The organism is Actinomadura barringtoniae, assembly GCF_017573505.1.
Taxonomy (GTDB): domain Bacteria; phylum Actinomycetota; class Actinomycetes; order Streptosporangiales; family Streptosporangiaceae; genus Spirillospora; species Spirillospora barringtoniae.
Genome location: NZ_JAGEOJ010000007.1, coordinates 83,720 through 105,642 on the forward strand (window position 1 = coordinate 83,720; position 21,923 = coordinate 105,642).

Here is a 21,923-nt window from a genome sequence, read left to right on the forward strand (position 1 = left end):
GCCTCGGCCTCGCGAACTTGTCAATGACAAGATAGGGTCGGTCCCGTGAACCAGCCGAGCTATCACCACGGCAACCTGCGGCGGACGGTCCTCGACGCGGCCATCGAGGCGATCGAGGAGTCGGGCCCGGCCGGCTGGAGCCTGCGCGAGCTGGCCCGCCGCGCCGGGGTCTCCCACGCCGCCCCCGCGCACCACTTCGGCGACAAGACCGGGCTGCTCACCGCGATCGCCACCGAGGGCTACACGCTCTTCGCCGACACCCTGGAACGCACCACCGACGACTTCCTGGAGACCGGCCTGGCGTACGTGCGCTTCGCCATCGACCACAAGGCCTACTTCGAGGTGATGTTCCGGCCCGAGCTCTACCGGGCCGGCGATCCCGAGGTGACCGCGGCCGCCCAGCGCGCGAACGAGGTCCTGGTACAGGGGGCCGCCCGCTACTCGCCGGACCGTTCGACGGCCATCGCCGCCTGGTCGATCGTGCATGGCTTCGCGAGCCTGTGGCTGAGCGGCGCCCTCCCGCCCGACCTGGGCGACTCCCCGGAGGACGCCGCCCGCCCCGTCCTGCGCGCCCTGCTGGACGACCCGCCCTAGGGGGTTTCCAGGCCCAGCCGTCCGAGCTCGGCTCGCGAGGAGACGCCCAGCTTGGGGAAGGCGTTGTAGAGGTGCTGGCCGACCGTCCGGGGGCTGATCAGCAGCTGTGCGGCGATCTCCCGGTTGGTGGCGCCGGTCGCCGCGAGCCGTACGACCTGCTGCTCCTGCGGGGTCAGCTCGGACGCAGCGTCGTTCTTGGCGCGCTTGCGCACGGCTCGTTCACCGGCCGCCCTCAGCTCGGTACGGGCGCGGTCGGCCCAGACGGTCGCGCCGAGCCGTTCGAAGCTCTCCAGCGCGTTGCGCAGCGGCCCGCGCGCCTCCTTGCGGCGGCGGGTGCGGCGCAGCCATTCGCCGTACGCGAGCCAGGTGCGGGCCTGCTCGTAGGGCTGCTCGCTCTCCTCGTGCAGGCGCAGCGCCTGGGCGAACAGCTCCTCGGCCGCGGTGTCGTCGGCCAGCAGCGCGCGGCAGCGAACGAGGATCGCGCGGGCCCACGGGTCGGCGCCGCCCGGCGTCCACTCCTCCACCTCGGCCACGGCCGCCCGTGCTCGGTCGGCCTTCCCCACGTGCACGGCGGCCTCGACGAGGTCGGCGACGCTGCGGTTGGCGATGTACGTCCAGCCGCGCCAGTTGCCGGCCATCCGTTCGTAGGCCTCGATGTGCCTGCCCATGCCGAGGTCGAGCAGGGCGAGCGCCCAGTGGCCGCTGATGGCGCTGTGGGGACTGTGGTGCTCCTCCGCGTAACGGATGGCGTCCCCGGCCAGGTCGCGGCAGCGCTGCTCGTCGCCTTGCTGGGCGACGAGCCAGGCGAGCACGCTGCTCAGGTGGGCGGCGAGCGGCCGCTGCCCGGTGACGCGCGCCAGCTCCAGCCCCTCGGTCGCGCTGGCCGCCGCGACGCCGTGCCGTCCGAGCAGGATCTGCGCGTACGCCAGGTGATGCAGGGCCCCGGTGAGGTGCCCGGCCTGGCCGCGGCTCCGGCCCATGAGGGTCATCGTGGAGGCCAGCTCGTGCGCGAGCACGGGCGCGTGACCGGCGACCAGCAGCAGTTGCGCGGTGTACTGGCGCAGCCAGGTCGTACGGGGCGTCAGGTCGCGCGCCACCAGCGCGAACGCGCGCAGCAGCGGGTCGGCGGACGCCGCGTCGTCGGCGGCCAGATGCCCGAGCGCCACGGTCACGTCGACGAACGCCGCGATCGGGTCGTCCGGCGGCACGCGCACCTCGCGCAGCCACTTGACGCCCTCGGCGACCATCAGCCGGTCGCCGCCGTGCCAGGCGTTGTGGACGCCGATCACCAGCAGGTAGGCGGCGTCGACCGGGCGTTCGGCGGTGATGCGCAGCGCGCCGTCGATCATCACCCGGCCGGCCTCGCGCGGCCAGCCGCGCTCGAACTCCACCAGCCCGCGGATCAGCGAGAGCATGGCGAGGTCGGCGGGCTGGGCGGCGGTGTGCGCGCCGAGCTCGCTCAGCTCGGCGGCGCGGTCCAGCAGGCCCGCGTCGGTGGCGGCGAGCGCGGCGGCGACCGATCGGCGACCGGCCGCGGAGGGCTTGCTGCTGAGCTGCGCGGAACGCTCGTACGCGGCGACGACGGCGGCGTGCCCGTTGCGGTCGGCGGCCCGCTTGGCGGTCCGTTCCAGCAGGTCGGCGACCTCGTCGTCGGGGCCGGTCGCGGCGGCGGCGAGCTGCCAGGCGCGCCGGTCGGCGTCGGAGTCCTCGTGCCAGGCCTGGGCGAGCGCGCGGTGGGCGGCGCGTCGTTCGGCGGCCACCGCGCCCTGGTAGGCGGCCGAGCGCACCAGCGGATGGCGGAACCGCAGGACGCCGCGGACCACGTTCACCAGGCCGGCCCGTTCGGCGGGCTCGATCGCGCCGGACGGGATGGCCAGCGTCTTGGCGGCGCGCATGATGACGCCGAGCTCGCCGGAGTCGTCGGCGGCGGCGAGCGCGAGCAGGTTGCGGGCACGGGCGGGCAGGCGTTCGATCTGGGCGGCGAACGCGCGCTGCACCCGGTCGCCGATCGGCACCGGGCCCATCGGCGGCCACCCCTCGGCGCCGACGGCCTTGGGCAGCTCGATCAGGGCCAGCGGGTTGCCCTCCGACTCCGACAGCACGCGGGCGCGCACCGGCGCCGGCAGATCGGGCGCGACCGAGGCGAGCAGGCTCGCGGCGTCCTCGGCGGTGAGCGGTTCGAGGCGGACCTCGGGAATGCCGAGCAGCGACGGCATGCCGGGCTCGTCGCGGGCCGCGAACAGCAGAACGACGCCCTCCGAGCGCAGCCGCCGGGCGGCGAACAGCAGCGCCTCCAGCGACGCCCGGTCGAGCCACTGCGCGTCGTCGACGACGCAGGCGATCGGCCCGTCCTCGGCGAGGTCGGACAGCAGCGTCAGGGTGGCGAGCCCGATGAGGAAGCGGTCCTCGCCCGCCACCGGCGTACCGCCGAGCGCGCCGTGCAGCGCCGCCGCCTGCGACAGGTTGAGCGCGCGGATGTGCGCGTCCAGGTCGCCCTCGTAGGAGGTCAGCAGCAGGTGGAGCCCGGCGAAGGGCAGCTCGGCCTCGGTCTCGGTCCCGACCGCGCTCAGCACCCGGATCCCGGCCGACTCGGCGGCCCGCGCGGCATGCTCGAAGAGCGCGGACTTGCCGATCCCCGCCTCGCCGTGAACGTAGAGCGCGCCGCTCCTGCCCCGGCGCGCGTCGGCGAGCAGACGGCCGATCCGGTCGACCTCCGCGCTCCTGCCAAACAGCCGCACACCGCCCAAGGACGAAACCTCCAGCACGATCAACACAGGCCGCAAGTGAGGCTACGCTCTCGAGCCCGGAAATATCACCAGTTCACGGGTCTCCATCTATTGGAATAGAGCATTCCGTTCTGCTAAGCTGGGGACATAACGAGAGCAAAGGGGTAGCGAAGATGACCGAGAACACCACCACCGACTGGACCGTCCTGGCCGAGGCGCACGAGGCGCTGCGCACCGCGGTCCGGGGGCTCGGCGCCGAGGACCTGACCAAGCCCACCCCTTGCAGCGAGTGGAACGTCGCCCAGGTGATCCAGCACGCCGTCGGCGACCAGATCGCCTACGCCGCGTTCATCACCGGCGGCCCCGGCCCCGAGGACGACCCGTTCTCCCCCTCGGGCAGCCTGGCCGAGTCCCCCGAGGCGATGGTCGAGCGCGCCACCGCCGCCTCGGCCGCGGCCTGGGCGACCGTCGCCCCGGACGCCCAGGAGGTCGCCGTCCCGATGCCGCCGAACAAGATGACGGCCGAGATCGGCGCGGGCGCCTGCGCGGTCGACGCCCTGGTGCACGCCTGGGACATCGCCCTCGCCACCGGCCGGCCGTCCCCGATCACGCCCGAGCTCGCCCGGACGCTGCTGCCGGTCGCACACGCCATCGTCATCGAGCCGCTCCGCCAGTACGGCGCGTTCGCCCAGCCGATCGAGGACGCCCCCGGCGACACCGACGTCGCGGCCCTCCTCCACTTCCTCGGCCGCAACCCCTCCTGGAGCGCCTGACCCACACGCCGATCTTGCTCTCAGCGCCCTCCCGGAGCCCGATTGGGGGCGCTGAGAGCAAGATCGGCGTATTTACGGGCGGGGGATGTTGCGCAGGTTGCTGCGGGCGAGCTCGACCATCTTGCCGACCCCGCCGGACATGACGGTCTTGCCCGCCGCCAGCGCGAAGCCCCGCACCTGCTGGCCGGTGATCCGCGGCGGGATGGACAGGGCGTTCGGGTCGGTCACCATGTCGACCAGGAACGGGCCGGGCGACTGCAGGGCGCGTGTCAGTGCTGCTCGGACGTCGCCTGGCTTCTCGACCCGGACCGACTCGATCCCGGCGCCCTGCGCGATCGCCGCGAAGTCGACCGGGCGGTGGTCGGTCTCGTAGTCGGGCAGGCCGTCCACCAGCATCTCCAGCTTGACCATGCCGAGCGAGGAGTTGTTGAAGACGATGATCTTCACGGGCAGGTCGTGCAGCCGCACCGTGAGCAACTCGCCCATCAGCATGCCGAGCCCGCCGTCGCCCGACATCGAGATGATCTGCCGGCCGGGCTGGGCGCACTGCGCGCCGATCGCGTGCGGCAGCGCGTTGGCCATCGTGCCGTGCAGGAACGAGCCGATCACGCGGCGGCGGCCGTTCGGCGTGAGGTAGCGGGCCGCCCACACGTTGCACATGCCGGTGTCGACGGTGAAGACCGCGTCATCGGCGGCCAGGTCGTCCAGCACGTCCGCGACGTACTCGGGGTGGATCGGGGTGTGCTTCTCGATGTCGCGCGTGTAGGCGCTGACCACGCCCTCCAGGGCCCTGGTGTGCTTGCGCAGCATCGTGTCGAGGTAGGTCCGGTCGCTCTTCTGGCCGACCTTGGGAAGCGCGGCCCGCAACGTCGTTCCGACATCGCCGTGCACGGCCAGATCCAGCGGGGTGCGGCGGCCGATCCGGCTTGCGTCGTGGTCGATCTGCACGGTCTGCTTGCCCGGCAGGAACTGGTCGTACGGGAAGTCGGTGCCGAGCAGGACGACCAGATCCGCCTCCTGCGTCGCCTCGTAACAGGCTCCGTAGCCCAGCAGCCCGCTCATCCCGACGTCGAACGGGTTGTCGTACTGGATCCACTCCTTGCCGCGCAGCGCATGCCCGACCGGGGAGTGCACGCGCCCGGCCAGCTCCATGACCTCCTGATGCGCGTCACGTACGCCCGCGCCGCAGAACAGCATGACCTTCTCCGCCGCGTTCAGCGCGTGCGCCAGCTGCTCGACCTGGTCGGCGGGCGGATGCACGATGCCCTGCTGAACGAGGAAATCGTGCTTGCCGGTCGGGTTCGGCGCGTTCAGGTGCGCGACGTCGCCGGGCATCACGACCACCGAGACGCCGCGCCGGGCCAGCGCGGTCTGGACGGCGATGCGCAGCACGCGCGGCATCTGCTCGGCCACCTGGATCTGCTCGCAGAAGTCGCTGCAGTCCTCGAAGATCCGTTCCGGGTGCGTCTCCTGGAAGAACCCGGTGCCGATCTGCTCGCTCGGGATGTGGGAGGCCAGCGCCAGCACGGGCGCGCCGGACCGGTGCGCGTCGTACAGGCCCTGGATGAGGTGGGTGTTGCCGGGTCCGCAGCTGCCCGCGCACACCGCGAGCCGCCCGGTCACCTGCGCCTCGGCCGCGGCGGCGAACGCCCCGGCCTCCTCGTTGCGCACGTGCACCCACTCGATGCCGCCGGTTCGCCGGATCGCGTCCACGATCGGGTTCAGGCTGTCGCCCACCACCCCGTAGATCCGCTCGACCCCCGCCTGCCGCAGGACCTGGATGAACTGCTCGGCGACCGTGGCCATGAGGCCCCCTCTCCTCGACACCCCATTACAAGATCACCCTAATCAGGGGACTCAACCCCAAGTTCCCACAAAGGAACAATCCGCCCAGGGCCAACCGCGAATCGGTGCGGGTAACCTCGCTGAGCGAAGGACCGGACCGAGTCGGAGGAGGTGAGCGCACATGTCGAGGACCCTGATGGTCCAGCGCGACGGCGCGCCTCCAAGTCGTCCCCACCCGACTCGCTGACGCACCGTCCCTGATTCCAGGCGCTTCCACGCGCTTCCCACGCGTTTTCGCGTGCGCTGACGCGTGCGTCGGCCAAGCCCCCGAAAGGAGCTTGGCGATGTCCACCTTTTCGTATGCGCTCAACCGTTCGCGTTCGCGGCAATGGCTGATCGACGGCCTCGTTCTCGCGGCCTTCGTGGCGCTGGCGGCCGGGGTCGTGTTCCTCGTACGGGACATGACCGCGCCCGCCGCTGACGTGGGCCCGACCGTCTCGACCGACCCCGCGAACCTGCCCTACTACGCGGCGCGTTCGCTGCTGCGGATGTTCGTCGCGCTCGGGCTGTCCCTCGCGTTCACCTTCCTGGTGGGCACGTGGGCGGCGCGCTCGCGGCGGGCGGAGAAGGTCCTGCTCCCGGCGATCGACATCCTGCAGTCGGTGCCGGTGCTGGGCTTCCTCACCGTCATCACGCCGTTCTTCATGGCGGTCTTCCCCGGCTCCACGATGGGCCTGGAGTTCGCCGCGATCTTCGCGGTGTTCACCGGCCAGGTCTGGAACATCACGCTGGCGTTCTACCAGTCGCTGATCACCCAGCCGCGCGACCTGGACGAGGCCGCGCGCAGCCTGCGGCTCGGCCGCTGGCGGCGGTTCTGGCGGCTGGACGTGCCGGGCTCGATGAGCCCGCTGGTGTGGAACGGGATGATGAGCTTCGGCGGCGGCTGGTTCTTCCTGGCCAACTCCGAGGCGATCACCACGGCCGGGCACACCTACGCGCTGCCGGGCGTCGGCAGCTACGTCGCCACCGCCGTCAGGGAGGCGCAGACGGGCCGGCTCGTGCCGGCCATCGCCCTGATGGCCGTCATGGTCGTCGGCGTCAACCTCCTGTTCTGGCGGCCGCTCACCGCGTGGGCCGAACGGTTCCGCGTCGAGGAGTCCGACCCGGCGCACAAGCACCGCAGCGTCGTGCTCAACGTGCTGCGCGACTCGACGGTGCCGGTCGCGGCCGGGCGGATGCTCCGTCCTGCGGGCCGTGGCCTGGACTGTGCGGGCGGGCTTCTCGGCCGTACGGGAAGCGGCCGCGCGGAGACGCCCAACCAGCGGCTCGTGCGTGACGTGCTGCTGGTCGTGGCGGGCGTGCTGGCGGTCGTGTGGATCGCCGACCGGGCGATCGTCTACCTGCACGAGAGCGGCGCCTTGCACTACCTGCCCACCGTGATCGGCATGGGCCTGGTGACGCTCGGCCGGGTGCTGGTCGTGGTGGCCGCGGCGACGCTGGTCTTCGTCCCGCTGGGCGTGTGGATCGGCATGAACCCGCGCGTCGCACGGCTGGCGCAGCCGGTCGTGCAGGTGCTGGCGAGCTTCCCGGCCAACTTCCTCTACCCGTTCTTCATCGGGCTGTTCGCGGCGGGCGGGATCGGGCTCGGCTGGGGCGCGATCGCGCTGATGGCCCTCGGCTCGGGCTGGTACATCCTGTTCAACGTCATCGCAGGGGCGTCCGCGATCCCCACCGATCTGCGGGAGATGAGCGCCGACCTCGGGCTGGGCCGGGCGGCGCGCTGGCGGAGCCTGATCCTGCCCGCGATCGTCCCGACGCTGATCACCGGCGTGCTCACCGCGGCGGGCGGCGCGTGGAACGCCTCGATCGTCGCCGAGTTCGTCCCGTACGGGCACCAGACCCTGACCACGACCGGGCTCGGCGCCTACATCGCCCAGGCGGCGAACGACCCCGACGGCGCCCCGCGCGTGCTGCTCGGCGTGATCGTGATGAGCGCGTTCGTCGTCGTGCTCAACCGCCTCGTGTGGCACCGCCTCTACCGCCGCGCCCAGTCCCGCTTCTCACTCTGAAGGAGGTCACCATGACCGCTGTAACTCTTCCCACCACCGCGTACGGGCCGCTCAACCGGGGCCGCGCGCCGCTCATCTCCATGAACGAGGTGTCCCAGACGTTCCGGGGCGGCCAGGGCGTGCCGCTGACCGTGCTGGACGGCGTCTCGTTCACCCTGTACGACGGCGAGATCGTCGCGCTGCTCGGCCGCAGCGGCTGCGGCAAGTCGACGCTGCTGCGCGTCATGGCCGGGCTCATCGAGCCGACCGGCGGAAGCGTGGAGTACCGGGGCGAGCCGGTGCGCGGCGCCACCCCGGGCGTCGCGATGGTCTTCCAGAGCTTCGCGCTGCTGCCGTGGCTCACCGTCATGGGCAACGTCGAGCTCGGGCTGGAGGGCGTGGCCGACCAGGAGCGGCGGCGCCGCGCGCTGGACGCCATCGACGTCGTCGGCCTGGACGGCTTCGAGACCGCCTACCCGAAGGAGCTGTCGGGCGGCATGCGGCAGCGCGCCGGGTTCGCCCGCGCGCTGGTGCGCGAGCCGGACGTGCTGCTGATGGACGAGCCGTTCTCCGCGCTGGACGTCCTCACCGCCGAGAACCTGCGCACCGAACTGCTGGAGCTGTGGTCGGCGGGCTCGTTCGCCACCCGCGCCATGGCGATCGTCACCCACAACATCGAGGAGGCCGTGCTGCTCGCCGACCGCATCCTGGTGCTCGGCGACGGCGGCATCAAGGGCGAGCTGCAGGTCCGCCGGCCGCGCCCGCGCGACCGGCACGCCCCCGCGTTCCATGGCCTGATGGACGCGGCGTACCGCATCCTGACCGGCGACAAGGTGACCGGCGACGAGGACGACCCCGGCTCGCCGCTGGTGAACGCGCTGCCGATGGCGCCCGTCGGCGCGATCGCCGGGCTGGCCGACTGGGTCGAGGCGCGCGGCCGCGCCGCCGACCTGTCCGACCTCGCGCTGGAGCTGGGGTTCGAGGCCGACGACCTGCTGCCGATCGTCGACGCGGCCGTGCTGCTGGGCCTGGCCCGGCTGGTCGACTCGACGATCGTGCTGACCCGGCAGGGCGTGAACTGGACGCGCGGCGGCATCCAGCCCGGGAAGGCGATCTTCGCGCGGCTGGCCACCGAGAACGCGCCGCTCGTCCGGACGATCCTTCGGGCGCTCGGCGGCAGCCGCGACGGGCGGCTGAGCGACGACTTCTTCCTGGCCGTGCTGCGGCGCGGCTTCACCGAGGAGGAGGCGCGCCGCCAGCTCGACACCGCGATCGACTGGGGCCGCTACGGGGAGCTGCTGGAGTACGACGCCAAGAACGGCGACCTCGTCCTTGCTTCCTAAATGGTCCCGGTCAGGTCCTCGGGGACGTTCGGGAGAACGTTCTCGAAGTAGTCGCGGGCGGCCGAGGTCGTGCCGATGTCGCGGCCGGTCGTCTCCGACAGGAACCAGCGGTGTTCCAGCACCTCGTGGAACACCTCGACCTCGTCCAGGCGGCCCCGGAGCTTGTCCGGGATCGCCTGGACGACCGGCTCGTACACCTCGGCCAGCCACCGGTTGGCGGCCACGACCTCCGGGACGGCGCGGCCCTCCTTGCGTTCGAGATAGCCGCGGAACGAGGCGACGTCGTTCAGCAGCCGTCGGGCCTGGTTCTCCTGGGCGCCGAGACCGGTACGGGTGTAGAGGATCTGGCGATGGTGGCCGGGCTCGGCGACCCGCGTCCTGATCCGCATCCGGCTGCCGCCGCCCTCGACGTCGGCGGCGTCCTCCAGCTCGACCTCGTCGACGTCGAAACCGAGCTCGTTGATGCGGCGCAGCCGTTCGGTGATCCGGTAGACCTGCTCGTCCGGCGGCAGGACCTCCTCGCGGGTCAGCTCGTCCCACAGGCCCTCGTAACGGCGGACCATGTCGTCGCCGACCTCGACCGGATCCACGTCGGGCGGCAGCAGCCCGCCCGCGAACAGATCGAACAGCTCGCCCGCGATGCGTTCCCTGGCGAGGTCGACGTCGTAGTGCCGCTGGCCCTCGCTGAGCGAGGGATGCAGCTCGGCGGTCTCGGCGTCGACGAGGTAGGCGGCGAACGCGCCCGCGTCGAACAGGAACAACGTGTTGGACAGCGAGCAGTCGCCCCACATGAAGCCCGCCAGATGCAGCCGTACGAGCAGCTCCACCAGGGCGTCCAGCAACCGGTCGGTCGGATGCCCGCCGCCGCGCGGGTTGGCGAACAGCGCACGGTAGGACGAGGCGTGGTCGAGGTAGCGCGTCACCAGGATCGCGTCGATCTGCTCGCCCCGGTCGACGACCACGCCGGTGACCTCGACCGCGGGCAGGCCGAGCTCGCGCAGGCGGCGCAGCAGCCGGTACTCGCGCCGCGCCAGCCGCTCGTCCAGCTCCTTCAGCGCGTAGACGTGCCCGCCCTCGGCGACGAACCGCACGACGTGCCGGGACAGACCGCGCGACCGGATCTCCACGATCCGGTCGTCGGTCCACTCCTCCAGCGGCCGGTGCCACGGGAGGTCGAGCAGGCCCGCCGCGGCCGTCCCCGGCGGGCTGAACACGAAGTGCATCCCGGAGGCCCGGACGTCAGTCGGGGTTGGTTCCGGGCTCGGCGGACGCGGAGCCCGGTTCCTCTGTCCTCTCCTCTGCCTTGGCCTCTCCGTTGCCGCTCGCGGCGCCGTTCTGGCCGCGGCGCTGTGCCTGGCGCGCCTGCTCGGCGCGGCGGGCCAGCTCGGTGACGCGGTCCTCGTCGCGGGTGAGGTTCTCGCCGGTCGCCGGGTCGAAGAGCTGGATACGGCCGGTGTCGATCCACAGCTCCGCCTGCTGCCCCTCGGTGATGAGGCTGGCCGGGTCGAGCGCGACGACGGCCTGGGTGCGCATCTGGTCGCTGTCCAGCTCGCGCGACAGGTCGCGCAGCTTGTCGGCCAGATCGGCGGGCGCCTCGTACGGAACGTAGGCGTACAGCTCGTTGCCGAGCCATTCGGTCACGTCCACGTGCGCACGCACCACCGCGCCCCGCGCCCGCTTCTCGTCGCTGACCAGCGTCGCGTCCTCGAAGTGCTCGGGCCGCACGCCGACCAGCACGACGCTGCGGTCGCCCGACGCCGCCGCGTGCCCCTTCTCGGGCATGGGGAAGCGGCCGAGCGGGGTGTCCAGGTGCGTGCCGTCCGCCGCCTTCTCGATCGTCGCGGGCAGGAAGTTCATCGACGGCGAGCCGATGAACCCGGCCACGAACAGGTTCGACGGCTCCTCGTACAGCTCGCGCGGGCTGCCGACCTGCTGGAGCACGCCCTTGCGCAGCACCGCGACCCGGTCGCCGAGCGTCATCGCCTCGGTCTGGTCGTGCGTGACGTACACCGTCGTGACGCCGAGGCGGCGCTGCAGCCGCGAGATCTCCGCGCGCATCTGGCCGCGCAGCTTGGCGTCCAGGTTGGACAGCGGCTCGTCGAACAGGAACGCGTCGGCCTGCCGGACGATCGCGCGGCCCATCGCGACCCGCTGCCGCTGCCCGCCGGACAGGTTGGCGGGCTTGCGCTCCAGGTGCTCGGTGAGCTCCAGCAGCTCGGCGGTCTCGTTCACCCGGCGGCGCACCTCGTCGTCGGGCTTCTTGGCCAGCCGGAGCGGGAACGCGATGTTCTCGAACACGGTGAGGTGCGGGTAGAGCGCGTAGTTCTGGAAGACCATCGACAGGTTCCGCTGCCGCGGCGCGATCGTGTTGACGACCTTGCCGCCGATCTTCATCTCGCCGGAGGTGATGTCCTCCAGCCCGACGATCATCCGCAGCAGCGTGGACTTCCCGCAGCCGGACGGGCCGACCAGGATCATGAACTCGCCGTCCTGCACGTCCAGGGTGACGTCGTTCACGGCCGGGAACCCGTCGCCGTACTTCTTGACGATGTTCTTCATCTCGATGTCGGCCATGACGGACTATCCCTTCACTGCGCCGGAGGTCAGGCCGGCGACGATTCGGCGCTGGAACAGCAGGACGATGACGACGACGGGGATGGTCACCACGACGGCCGCGGCGCAGATGGCCGTCGTGGGCTGCTCGAACTGCGAGGCGCCGGTGAAGAACGCCAGCGCCGCCGGCACCGGCCGGGCGTTGTCGGTCGAGGTGAGCGAGATGCCGAAGACGAAGTCGTTCCAGCAGAAGAAGAACGTCAGGATCGCCGCGGTGAACACGCCGGGCGCGGCCAGCGGCACGATCACCTTGCGGAACGCCTGCCAGGTGGTGGCGCCGTCCACCTGCGCGGCCTGCTCCATCTCCCACGGGATCTCGCGGAAGAACGCCGACAGCGTCCAGATCGCCAGCGGCAGCGCGAACGAGATGTAGGGGATGATCAGGCCCGGCCAGGTGTCGTACAGGCCGATGTTGCGCCACAGGTTGAACAGCGGCCCGACCAGCGAGACCACCGGGAACATCGCGATCGCCAGGGCGAACGACAGGATCAGCGTCTTGCCGGGGAAGTCCAGCCGGGCGATCGCGTACGCCACGAACGTCGCGAACACCACGCCGACCACCGTCGCGATCAGCGAGATGCCGATCGAGTTGATCAGCGCCGAGGTGAACAGGTCGGTGTTGAAGACCGTCCGGTAGTTGTCCCAGGTCCAGGTGTGCGGCAGGAAGCCCTTCTGGTTGCCGACCTCGCCGGGCTTCTTGAACGACAGCGAGAGTATCCACAGGGTGGGGAGAAGCGTCCAGATCAGGATCAGCAGCGAGCCGCCGATCCACATCCACTTGGAGCGTGCGGTCTCCATCAGCGTTCTCCCCTCGCCTGCGCCAGGTCCACCCTGAAGCCCTTGATGAATATGAACGCGATGAGGACGACCGACAGGAACAGCAGCACGCCGACCGCGTCACCGAGACCGATCGCGGTCCGGGTGATCGTCTGCCGGTAGGTGAGGAACGACAGGCTCTCGGTCTTGTTCTGGCCCGAGGTCATCACGAAGATGCTGTCGAAGATCCGCCAGGCGTCGAGGGTGCGGAACAGCACCGCGACCAGGATGGCCGCCTTCATGTTGGGGATGGTCACCCGCCACAGCCGCTGCCAGGCGGTCGCGCCGTCCACCGTCGCCGCCTCGCCCAGGTCGTTCGGCACCTGCGCGAGCCCGGCGAGCAGCAGCAGCGACACGAACGGCGTGGTCTTCCACACCTCGCTGAGGATGATGACGAACATCGACGACCAGCGCCCGGAGAACCAGGCGTAGTCGCCGAGGCCGAACCACTGGTCCACGAAGCCCGACTGCACGTCGAAGGCGTACTTCCAGGCGAACGCGGAGATCACGGTGACGATGCCGTACGGGATCAGGATCGAGGTCCGCACCGTGCGGCGGCCGAAGATCGCCTTGTGCATCACCATCGCGAACGCGAAGCCGAGCACGACCTCGACCGCGACGGTCACCGCGGTGATGAAGAACGTGGTCAGCACGTCCTGCCAGAACAGCGCGTCGGTGAGGGCCGTCACGTAGTTGCCGAACCACACGAACGTCTTGTCGTCCGGCGAGGTGAGCCGGTAGCGGAACAGCGACAGGTACAGCGCGTTGATCAGCGGGTAGCCGGTCACCAGCAGCATGACGATGACGGCCGGGGCGGAGAGCAGCAGCCCGAGGCGGCGCTCGGCGCGCGCCCGGTCGGAGACCTCCGGGCGGGCGGTCGCGGGCCGGTCCACGGCGATGGTCATGACGCGCGCTCCTCTCTCACAGCAACCTCTGATCGCGCAGGACCTTGGGCACGAACTCGTCGGTGACCCGCGGGGTGGTCGAGGGGTTCACCGACGCGGGCGGGTGCCACTTGCTCTGGATCCCGCCGGACACGTCCGGGTAGTACGGCGTGATGGGCCGCGGCTCGGCCGAGTTGATGGAGTCCCTGATCAGCGCCGCCATCGGGAACTTCTTGACGACGTCGGCGTCGTCGAAGATCGCGGGCCGGGCACCGGGGTTGCCCTCGCTGAGCATGTACTCCTTCATGTGCGGCTCGCTGGTGATGCACTGCGCGGCCGCGACGGCCTCGGCGTCGTGCTTGGTGAAGGCGCCGATGCCGAGCTCGATCCCGCCGAACGGCGGTTTGCTCGGCTGCCCGGCGACCACCTGCGGGTACTTGGCCCAGCCGATGTCGGCGGGCACGCTCTTCGGGATGACGCCCGACTCGGCGTCGCCGAGGTCGGCGGCGTAGATGTAGGGCCAGTTGACCATGAAGCCGCCGTTGGAGGCGTTGAACTCGTTGCGGGCCTGGTCCTCGATGTCGGTGGACAGCGTCGGGCTCGCGGCCTTGGAGGTGGCGAGCTTGCGGATGATCCGCGCCGCCTGCTGACCGGCCGGGTTGTCGAGGGTGACCTTGGCGTCGGCCCCCTTCTGCGGGTCGGTGAGGACCGTGCCGCCCGCGGATGCGACGAGGGCGTTGATCCACACCATGTAGCCCTCGTACTTGTTACCGGTCATCGCGACCGTGGTGCCGCTCTTCACCGCGCCGTCGATCATCTGGTCCCAGGTGAAGTTCGCCGCGGTCGGGTCGACGCCGGCCTTCTGCGCGGCGGACTTGCGGTACCAGAGCAGCTGGGTGTTGGCCCAGAACGGCGCCGCGTAGAGCTTGCCGTTCCACTTGGCGCTCTCCACCGCGGCGGGGAAGACGCCGCTGGTGAGCTGCGCGGCCTCGGCGTCGGTGAACTGCCTGAGGAACCCGGCGTTCGCGGCCTCGGCGACGAACACCGGGTCCAGGCTCATGAGGTCGAGCCCGGAGTCCTTGGCGGCCAGGCGGCGGACGAGTTGCTCGCGCTGGTCGGTGGCGCCGTTCGGCAGGATCGAGGTCTTGATCTTGTACTTGCCGCCGGAGGCCTGCGTGCACTCGGACGCGAGCTTGGCCTGGCCGCCGTTGTCGGGGTTGATGTACCAGGTCAGGGTCGGCGGCCCGCCACTGCTGCCGCACCCCGTGAGAGTCCCGGCGAGAAGGCCGAGCGCCGCCGCGCCCCTGAGCCAAGGGCTCCCCCGCCTGCCACCGGGCAGGGGGCTGCCCCGCCCGATGTTCGCTCGTCCGCTCCTTCGTCGTGCGATGTCGGCCATCGGGCCTCCCGAAGCTCGGGCGCGTTGCTGGCGGGTTGTACCGGTCCCATTACGCGGCGGGACCGTGCATTCACTGAAACACCGCGCTCCGGGGCTGTCGAGACGCCAACTTCTTGGTGATCAAATCGCAACACACAGGAAACGCGAAACCTGGCGGTAACACATCGGCATCAAGGTCGAAACGGGCATCGATGATCCTCAACCGGACACTTGGCCCCCCTCCTGGGAGACGACGTGCCCGAGAAGATCGACGCCGGTGCGACCGCCTGGCTGCTGGCGAGCACCGCGCTCGTGCTGCTGATGACCCCCGGACTCGCGCTGTTCTACGGCGGGATGGTCCGGGCCAAGAGCACGCTCAACATGATCATGATGAGCTTCGTGTCGATCGCGCTGGTCACCGTCGTGTGGCTGGTGGCCGGGTACAGCCTGGCGTTCGGCGACGACATCGGCGGCGGGCTGCTCGGCGGCTTGGACCACGCGGGGTTCTCGGGGATCACGCCGGAGACCGCGCACGGCAAGGTGCCCGAGCTGCTGTTCGCCACGTTCCAGCTCACCTTCGCGATCATCACGGCCGCGCTGATCAGCGGCGCCGTCGCCGACCGGGCCAAGTTCTCGGCATGGCTGGTGTTCGTGCCGGTGTGGACGCTGCTGGTGTACGTCCCGATCGCGCACTGGGTGTGGGGTCCCGGCGGCTGGATCGCCGAGCTCGGGACGCTGGACTACGCGGGCGGGCTGGTCGTCGAGATCGCCTCGGGCGCGTCCGCGCTGGCGATGGCGCTGGTGCTCGGGCCGCGCATCGGTTTCAAGAAGGAGGCCATGCGGCCGCACAACCTGCCGATGGTGCTGCTCGGCGTCGGGCTGCTGTGGTTCGGGTGGTTCGGCTTCAACGCGGGCTCGGCACTGTCGGCGGACGGGATCGCGGCGGGCGTCTTCCTCAACACGCTGGTCGCGGGCTGTACGGGCCTGCTGGGGTGGCTGTTCGTGGAGCAGCGGCGGGACGGGCACCCGACCACGTTCGGCGCCGCGTCCGGGGTGGTCGCCGGGCTGGTCGCGATCACGCCCTCGTGCGGATCGGTGAACGTGCTGGGCGCCCTGGCGGTCGGGCTGGCGGCGGGCGTGGTCTGCTCGTACGCGGTGGGCTGGAAGTTCCGCCTCGGCTACGACGACTCGCTCGACGTGGTCGGCGTGCACGGGGTCGGAGGCATCATCGGCACGCTGCTCATCGGGCTGCTGGCCTCCCGCATGATGACCGGCGGCAAGGAGGGACTGCTGCTCGGCGGCGGCGCGAGCCAGCTCGGCAAGCAGGCGATCGCCGTCCCGGCCGTCGCGGCCTTCGCGTTCACCGCCACCTACGTCATCGCCAAGGTGATCGACAAGGCGATGGGCTTCCGGGTGAGCGAAGAGGACGAGACCTCCGGCGTGGACCTCGCACTGCACGCCGAGACCGCGTACGAGCACGGCGTCCTCGGCCACGCGACGCCCCTCGGCCCTGTTTCTGAGCTTTCGCGGCCTCGGCCCGCTCGCCTGGCGGCTCGCGAACCGAACCGCTAAAGAGGCGAGCGCGACATCGCTTCGCGATCTGACCTGCGGGTCCTCGCCTCCGGCTTCGGACCCGCAGGTCAGGTAGCGCGCTCGCGTGCGTGGCTGAGGCCCCCCGGCCCGACTTCGTCGGGATCAGTAGCCACCTCCGTAGCCGCCCGAGTCGGAGCCAATGCCGGAGCCCGAACCGGAGCCGCTCCCGTTCCCGTAGCCGCCGTCGCCGCCGTCACCCCGCGCTCGGCGCGGTCGTGATCTTCTTGCCGGTCGGCGAGACGAGCCACCAGACGTTCCCCACGGCCTGGCCGTTGGTGTCGCCGGGGGTGGTGTCCTTCTCGTAGTAGTACATGGGCCAGCCGTTGATGGTGAGCTGGCACTTGCCGTCGTCCTTGCGCTCGATGAAGTTCACGTCCTTGCGCTCGATGCCCTCGAGCTTGAGCTTCTTCCAGCCGTTGAAGGTCACCGGCGGCCAGGCCTTCTTGCACGCGCCGAAGCAGGTGGAGTCCTTGGGCTTGTCCTTGTCGTAGCGGTACATGACGCGGCCCTTGCCGTCGGTCACGATCGCGCCGTACTTGGCGTCCTGCTTGACCTTGATGCTCGTCCAGCCGGCCCAGCGCCCGCCCTGCTGGGTGGGCTGCGCGGCGACGTTCGCGGCGGCCTTCTTGCCGTCCGGAGCCGCGGCGTACCAGGTCTTGCCGACGCCCTGGCCCTTGGCGTCACCGGGACTCTGGTCCTTGGCGTAGGTGTAGAGCGGCCAGCCGTTCAAGGTCACCTGCCACTTGCCGTCGGGCCGCTTCACCTTGCCGACCAGGCTCTCGTCCACGCCCTTCACCTGCGGGTCCTCGTTGGAGGCCCACACCGGCGGCCACGCCTTGGCGCACGCGCCCATGCACGTCGACGCCGGCGGCCGCGCGGTGTCCTTGTCGAAGCGGTAAAGCGTCTTGCCCTCGCCGTTCGTCACGACCTTGCCGATCTTGCTGACGCTGGCCACCTCCAGCGTGGTCGGCTCCGCCACCTGTTGAGCCGTGTCCTGCTGTGGTTTGGCCTGCGCGCCCGCCGACAGGTTCTTCTTGTTGTTCGCCTGCTCGGTGCCGCACGCGGTCAGCACCAGTCCCGTCGCGGTCAGGGCGGCCGCCGCAGGGATCGCCCACTTCGGGAAGTCCATCTCGTTCCTCCAGTCAGTCACGTTCACTCGAAGCGGAGCAGCCGCGCCGCTCTCCCCGGGATCGCCTCGCAGTACGGGGACCGGTGGGGAACGGGTTCAATCGCTTGCGTGACGCCGGACACGCGAACCGCAATGGCTCTTGGCCCGTCCAAGAGCCAGGAGGTGCGGGCGATGGTGATGGACGACGACAGGGTCGACCTGTTCAAACCCGTTGCGCCGCCGCCCGATCCGCCGCCCGCCGGACCCGGCTGGATCGTCGTTCCGGCCCGCGCCATCGCCCTGGTGGTCGTGCTGCCGTTCCGCCTCGTTCACGACCTGTTCATGCTGATCGGCCGGGGAATTCGTGGCCTGATGCGGACAGTGGGCCAGGCGCTCTACGCGTGGCTCCTGCGCCCCGTGGGGCGCCTCTTCGCCGCCATCGGCCACGGCATCGCGGCGGCCTTCGACTTCCTGCTCGTCCGGCCGTTGCGCTGGCTGGTCGTCGTGGTCATCCTCGGATTCCTGCGCCTGTTCGGGCGGGGAACGGGCCGCCTGGGCCGCTGGTTCTACCGGATGCTCCTCGCCCCGATCGGCCGCTTCTTCGCCTGGATCGGCCGCGGCATGGCCACCGGCTTCACTCGGCTGTGGCGAGGCCTGCTCTGGCTGCTGAACGTCCTCATCGTCCTACCGCTCACCCTCGTCGGCAGGGGCCTGGCCTGGCTCTTCAGAGGCATCGCCACCGCGGCGGGCGCCGTGGCGATGGCCATCGCCTGGGTCTTCGCCACGGTCGTCGTGCTCCCGCTGGCCCTCCTGTGGCGCCACATCCTGCGCCCGCCGCTGCAAGGCCTGTGGTGGCTGCTCCGCAAGATCGGCTCCGGCCTCGCCTACATCGGCCACGGCATCGCCGCGATCGGCCGCGCGATCGGAGCCGGCCTGGCAGCGGTCGCCCGAGTGATCGGCGCCGGGCTCGCGTACATCGGCCGTGGGATCGCAGCCGTCTTCCGTGCGATCGGGTCGGGGATCGCGGCGGTCTGGCGCGTGATCGCCGCCGCTTTCGCGTGGGCCTGGCGGACGGCGAGCATGATCCTTCGCCGGCTGGGCCGGGTCCTCATCGTGATCCCGGCGCTCGCGATCTACCGGTACGTCCTGCGGCCGATCGGCCTGGGCGTCACGTGGGTCTGGCGGACGTTCGTCGTCCTGCCCGCCCGCTGGATCGGGAGCGTCGTCCGCACCGTGTGGCACGTCACCGTGCGCGCACCGCTGCGCTGGATCAACCAGAGCCTCGTGCTCCCGGTCCGCGTGGCCGCCCGCGACATCCGGCTCCAGCTCAGGCGCGCGTTCCGAGGCTGAACGGAGAAGGGCCCGGCCGTGGTGGCCGGGCCCTTCAACGGTTACTCGTTCTCTTCGTTCGAGTTCTCTTCGCTGGTGTCGGTCTGCTGCTGCGAGCGCTCACGGAGCTTGCGCAGCAGTTCCCGCTTCTGGGCGAGCGGATCGTTGCTCTCGGGAAGCGACGAACCCGGCTTGCCGGCGAGCGACTTGCGCGAGAGCTTCTTGCGCTGGCCGCCTACGCCGAGCAGGCCGTCTCGGCCACGGTTCTTGGACATGGTGGTCTCCCGTAGGACAGGCGTGCTGGATTTCGTGCACCCATGTCCGGCCTGCGCGGGAGATCGCGGGAGCGGCCGCTGATCGCGTCTAGGCCGGACCAGCCGCCAGGCGCTCGCGAACCACACGCAACGGGGTCGGCCACCATGCGGTGGCGTACGCATTGATCAGCATGTTCCCCACCCTGCCAAGGGGGCGGGATGGCGCTCAACAGGTTTTCGCCTGAGACAATCGATCGCGATGTACAGACTTCTGTTCAACCAGGTCATTGCCCGCTTCATGGACGCCGAGGGCGTCCATCACGCGACCATGCGGGCGCTGAGGGTCATCCAGGCCGCTCCGCCGGCGGCTCCGCTGGTCAAGCGGGTGCTCGGGCCGCGTGATCCGGCGCTGGCGGTGCGGGCGTTTGGGCTGGAGTTCCCGGGGCCGCTGGGGCTCGCGGCCGGGTTCGACAAGGACGCGGTGGCGTACGAGGCGCTGGCGGCGTTCGGGTTCGGGCACGTGGAGATCGGCACGGTCACCGGGCAGGCGCAGCCGGGCAATCCGAAGCCGCGGCTGTGGCGGCTGGTGCCGGACCGGGCGGTCATCAACCGGATGGGCTTCAACAACCAGGGCTCGGAGGCGGCGGCGCGGCGGCTGCGGGCGCGGCGGCCGGGCACCGTGGTCGGGGTCAACATCGGCAAGACCAAGGTCGTTCCGGAGGCCGAGGCCGCCGGGGACTACGTGGCGAGCGCCGAGCGGCTGGCCCCGTACGCCGACTACCTGGTGGTGAACGTGAGCTCGCCCAACACCCCTGGGCTGCGCAACCTCCAGGCGGTCGAACACCTGCGGCCGCTGCTGTCGGCGGTACGGGAGGCGGCCGACCGGGCTACCGAGAAGCGTGTGCCGCTGCTGGTGAAGATCGCGCCGGATCTGGCCGACGATGATGTGGACGCGGTCGCGGATCTGGCGCTCGAACTGGGGCTGGACGGCATCATCGCCACGAACACCACGATCGGGCGGGACGGGCTGGCGAGCGACCCGGCGCTGGTGAAGGAGACCGGCGGGCTGTCGGGTGCGCCTCTGAAGGCGCGTTCGGTGGAGGTGCTGCGGCGGCTCAAGGCGCGGGTCGGCGACCAGCTGGTCCTGGTCTCGGTCGGTGGTGTCGAGAACGCCGACGATGTGTGGGAGCGGCTGCGGGCGGGCGCGACCCTGGTCCAGGGCTACACCGGCATGATCTACGGCGGGCCGCTCTGGGCGTACAAGATCAACCGGGAGCTGGCGCGGCGGCTGCGCGGCAGCTCCTACCGGACGCTGGGCGAGGTCTCCGCCGGTCACTGATCGGGAAATTTGCCGGGCGCGAACGGGCACATTGGTGTCGGCAGACCCGCCTGACGGCACTGTGCAGGCATGTCCGTTCAGACGATCTCGCGTGGAACCCTGGCGGCCCGGGTCGCCGCCACCCTGGTCATCGCCCTGCCCGCGGTCGTGCTGCGGGTGGCGGGGGTCCACCCGAGCCCGGTGGCCGGGATGATCGTCTTCGGTGCGGGCGTGCTCGGCGCGGCCGTCCTGCTGATGTGGGCGGCCGAGACCGCCCGTGCCGACATGTCCGGCGCGCTCGCGCTGGCGCTGCTCGCGCTGATCGCCGTCCTGCCCGAGTACGCGGTGGACCTCTACTACGCCTACGCGGCGGGCTCCAAGCCCGAATACACCTCGTACGCCGCCGCCAACATGACCGGCGCGAACCGGCTGCTGGTCGGCGTCGGCTGGGCGCTGGTCGTGCTCGCGTTCACGCTCGGGGCCCGGCAGCGCGCCAAGCATCCGCACCGGCGGACCGCCGGGAGCGCGAGCGAGGCCGACCTGACCCGGCGGGACGTGCACCTGACCGAGCATCACCGGATCGAGCTGGGCTTCCTCGCGATCGCCGCGGTCGTGGCGTTCGTCCTGCCGCTCACGGGCGAGATCGGCTGGTACGCCTCGATCGTGCTGATCCTGATCTACATCGCGTACGTCGTGCGGATCATCCGGTGCGGCGGCGACGACGTGGAGGAACTGGTCGGCGTGCCGAAGGTGCTCGTCGCGCTGCCGAAGGGGCCGCGGCGGCTGGTGACCTGGGGCGGGTTCCTGGTCGGCGCGCTGATCATCTTCGCGTCGGCCGAGCCGTTCGCCGAGTCGCTGGTGAAGGCCGGGTCGAGGCTCGGCATCGACGAGTTCCTGCTGGTGCAGTGGCTCGCGCCGCTGGCCTCGGAGGCGCCCGAGCTGATCGTCGCGGTGGTCTTCGCGTGGCGCCTGCGCGACAACGACGCGATCGGCGCGCTGCTGTCCAGCAAGGTCAACCAGTGGACGCTGCTGGTCGGCACGCTGCCGCTGGCCTACAAGCTGGGCGGCGGCGGCTGGTCGCTGCCGCTGGACTCCCGGCAGGTCGAAGAGGTGCTGCTGACGGCCGCGCAGACCGTGCTCGGCCTGGCCCTGCTGATCGACCTCTACTTCAAGCGCTGGGAGGCGGCGCTGCTGTTCGGGCTGTTCGCCGTCCAGTTCGTGCTGCCCGGCGAGACCGCGCGGATGTGGCTGTCGCTGGTCTACCTGGCGATCGGCTTCTCGGTGCTGATCGCCCGCCGCCGCGATCTGGGGCGGTCGTTCCAGATGGCCGTGCGCAACCTGCCGCACGCCGACTGAGACCCGTC

Annotated in this window: 17 protein-coding genes; 8 read left to right on the top strand and 9 right to left on the bottom strand. The window is 71.0% G+C overall.

Annotated features, from left to right (window positions below; all coding sequences use genetic code 11):
- Window positions 1–45 precede the first annotated feature (45 nt).
- Window positions 46–594, top strand: coding sequence for a TetR/AcrR family transcriptional regulator (locus J4573_RS18030; protein ID WP_208256802.1), 549 nt, complete (start codon window positions 46–48; stop codon window positions 592–594).
- Here J4573_RS18030 and J4573_RS55370 read toward each other — a convergent pair.
- Window positions 591–3,332, bottom strand: coding sequence for a helix-turn-helix transcriptional regulator (locus J4573_RS55370; RefSeq protein WP_208256804.1), 2,742 nt, complete (start codon window positions 3,330–3,332; stop codon window positions 591–593). The genes J4573_RS18030 and J4573_RS55370 overlap by 4 nt on opposite strands.
- A gap of 161 nt (window positions 3,333–3,493) precedes the next feature.
- Here J4573_RS55370 and J4573_RS18040 point away from each other — a divergent pair, with 161 nt between their 5' ends.
- Window positions 3,494–4,093, top strand: coding sequence for a TIGR03086 family metal-binding protein (locus tag J4573_RS18040; RefSeq protein ID WP_208256806.1), 600 nt, complete (start codon window positions 3,494–3,496; stop codon window positions 4,091–4,093).
- A gap of 72 nt (window positions 4,094–4,165) precedes the next feature.
- On the opposite strand, the gene J4573_RS18045 is transcribed toward J4573_RS18040, so the two are convergent.
- Window positions 4,166–5,899: a pyruvate dehydrogenase gene (locus tag J4573_RS18045; RefSeq protein WP_208256808.1), complete on the bottom strand. Its 1,734-nt coding sequence runs from the start codon at window positions 5,897–5,899 to the stop codon at window positions 4,166–4,168.
- A gap of 323 nt (window positions 5,900–6,222) precedes the next feature.
- On the opposite strand from J4573_RS18045, the gene J4573_RS18050 reads away from it, so the two are divergent.
- Window positions 6,223–7,947, top strand: coding sequence for an ABC transporter permease (locus J4573_RS18050; protein WP_208256810.1), 1,725 nt, complete (start codon window positions 6,223–6,225; stop codon window positions 7,945–7,947).
- An 11-nt stretch (window positions 7,948–7,958) separates the two neighbouring features.
- A complete protein-coding gene (locus tag J4573_RS18055) occupies window positions 7,959–9,269 on the top strand; it encodes an ABC transporter ATP-binding protein (RefSeq protein ID WP_208256812.1) in 1,311 nt (436 codons plus the stop codon).
- On the opposite strand, the gene J4573_RS18060 is transcribed toward J4573_RS18055, so the two are convergent.
- From J4573_RS18060 to J4573_RS18080, 5 genes are read right to left on the bottom strand one after another with little or no spacing between them, the layout of a single operon-like run.
- A complete protein-coding gene (locus J4573_RS18060) occupies window positions 9,266–10,483 on the bottom strand; it encodes a DUF4032 domain-containing protein (protein WP_307796681.1) in 1,218 nt (405 codons plus the stop codon). The genes J4573_RS18055 and J4573_RS18060 overlap by 4 nt on opposite strands.
- A 25-nt stretch (window positions 10,484–10,508) precedes the next feature.
- Window positions 10,509–11,843: an ABC transporter ATP-binding protein gene (locus J4573_RS18065; RefSeq protein ID WP_208256816.1), complete on the bottom strand. Its 1,335-nt coding sequence runs from the start codon at window positions 11,841–11,843 to the stop codon at window positions 10,509–10,511.
- A 6-nt stretch (window positions 11,844–11,849) separates the two neighbouring features.
- Window positions 11,850–12,680, bottom strand: a complete 831-nt coding sequence (locus J4573_RS18070; protein ID WP_208256818.1) for a carbohydrate ABC transporter permease — start codon at window positions 12,678–12,680, stop codon at window positions 11,850–11,852.
- A complete protein-coding gene (locus J4573_RS18075; protein ID WP_208256820.1) occupies window positions 12,680–13,603 on the bottom strand; it encodes a carbohydrate ABC transporter permease in 924 nt (307 codons plus the stop codon). Before J4573_RS18075 ends, J4573_RS18070 begins: the two co-directional genes overlap by 1 nt.
- A gap of 16 nt (window positions 13,604–13,619) precedes the next feature.
- Window positions 13,620–14,978: an extracellular solute-binding protein gene (locus J4573_RS18080; protein ID WP_208256822.1), complete on the bottom strand. Its 1,359-nt coding sequence runs from the start codon at window positions 14,976–14,978 to the stop codon at window positions 13,620–13,622.
- A gap of 234 nt (window positions 14,979–15,212) precedes the next feature.
- On the opposite strand from J4573_RS18080, the gene J4573_RS18085 reads away from it, so the two are divergent.
- Entirely contained in the window at window positions 15,213–16,529 is a 1,317-nt protein-coding gene (locus J4573_RS18085) for an ammonium transporter (RefSeq protein ID WP_307796682.1), read from the top strand.
- A gap of 214 nt (window positions 16,530–16,743) precedes the next feature.
- Here J4573_RS18085 and J4573_RS18090 read toward each other — a convergent pair whose 3' ends face one another.
- On the bottom strand, window positions 16,744–17,700 hold the full coding sequence (locus J4573_RS18090; protein WP_208256823.1) for an SCO0930 family lipoprotein: 957 nt from the start codon (window positions 17,698–17,700) through the stop codon (window positions 16,744–16,746).
- 156 nt (window positions 17,701–17,856) lie between these two features.
- On the opposite strand from J4573_RS18090, the gene J4573_RS18095 reads away from it, so the two are divergent.
- Entirely contained in the window at window positions 17,857–19,008 is a 1,152-nt protein-coding gene (locus tag J4573_RS18095) for a hypothetical protein (RefSeq protein ID WP_208256825.1), read from the top strand.
- A 41-nt stretch (window positions 19,009–19,049) separates the two neighbouring features.
- Here J4573_RS18095 and J4573_RS18100 read toward each other — a convergent pair whose 3' ends face one another.
- Entirely contained in the window at window positions 19,050–19,262 is a 213-nt protein-coding gene (locus tag J4573_RS18100; RefSeq protein ID WP_208256827.1) for a DUF6243 family protein, read from the bottom strand.
- Between the two features lie 238 nt (window positions 19,263–19,500).
- Between J4573_RS18100 and J4573_RS18105 the strand changes: the two genes are divergently transcribed.
- Together J4573_RS18105 and J4573_RS18110 are read left to right on the top strand one after the other, a co-directional pair.
- Window positions 19,501–20,580: a quinone-dependent dihydroorotate dehydrogenase gene (locus J4573_RS18105; protein ID WP_208256829.1), complete on the top strand. Its 1,080-nt coding sequence runs from the start codon at window positions 19,501–19,503 to the stop codon at window positions 20,578–20,580.
- A 69-nt stretch (window positions 20,581–20,649) separates the two neighbouring features.
- Window positions 20,650–21,915 (top strand): sodium:calcium antiporter, encoded by a 1,266-nt coding sequence (locus J4573_RS18110; RefSeq protein WP_208256830.1) that lies wholly within the window; start codon window positions 20,650–20,652, stop codon window positions 21,913–21,915.
- Window positions 21,916–21,923 lie beyond the last annotated feature (8 nt).

What these genes read in the sequence shown, in the direction of transcription:
- J4573_RS18040 (WP_208256806.1), top strand. Translation starts at nt 3,494, where the DNA reads ATGACCGAGAACACCACCACCGACTGGACCGTCCTGGCCGAGGCGCAC.
- J4573_RS18045 (WP_208256808.1), bottom strand. Translation starts at nt 5,899, where the DNA reads ATGGCCACGGTCGCCGAGCAGTTCATCCAGGTCCTGCGGCAGGCGGGG.
- J4573_RS18050 (WP_208256810.1), top strand. Translation starts at nt 6,223, where the DNA reads ATGTCCACCTTTTCGTATGCGCTCAACCGTTCGCGTTCGCGGCAATGG.
- J4573_RS18055 (WP_208256812.1), top strand. Translation starts at nt 7,959, where the DNA reads ATGACCGCTGTAACTCTTCCCACCACCGCGTACGGGCCGCTCAACCGG.
- J4573_RS18065 (WP_208256816.1), bottom strand. Translation starts at nt 11,843, where the DNA reads ATGGCCGACATCGAGATGAAGAACATCGTCAAGAAGTACGGCGACGGG.
- J4573_RS18070 (WP_208256818.1), bottom strand. Translation starts at nt 12,680, where the DNA reads ATGGAGACCGCACGCTCCAAGTGGATGTGGATCGGCGGCTCGCTGCTG.
- J4573_RS18075 (WP_208256820.1), bottom strand. Translation starts at nt 13,603, where the DNA reads ATGACCATCGCCGTGGACCGGCCCGCGACCGCCCGCCCGGAGGTCTCC.
- J4573_RS18080 (WP_208256822.1), bottom strand. Translation starts at nt 14,978, where the DNA reads ATGGCCGACATCGCACGACGAAGGAGCGGACGAGCGAACATCGGGCGG.
- J4573_RS18095 (WP_208256825.1), top strand. Translation starts at nt 17,857, where the DNA reads ATGGACGACGACAGGGTCGACCTGTTCAAACCCGTTGCGCCGCCGCCC.
- J4573_RS18100 (WP_208256827.1), bottom strand. Translation starts at nt 19,262, where the DNA reads ATGTCCAAGAACCGTGGCCGAGACGGCCTGCTCGGCGTAGGCGGCCAG.
- J4573_RS18105 (WP_208256829.1), top strand. Translation starts at nt 19,501, where the DNA reads ATGTACAGACTTCTGTTCAACCAGGTCATTGCCCGCTTCATGGACGCC.
- J4573_RS18110 (WP_208256830.1), top strand. Translation starts at nt 20,650, where the DNA reads ATGTCCGTTCAGACGATCTCGCGTGGAACCCTGGCGGCCCGGGTCGCC.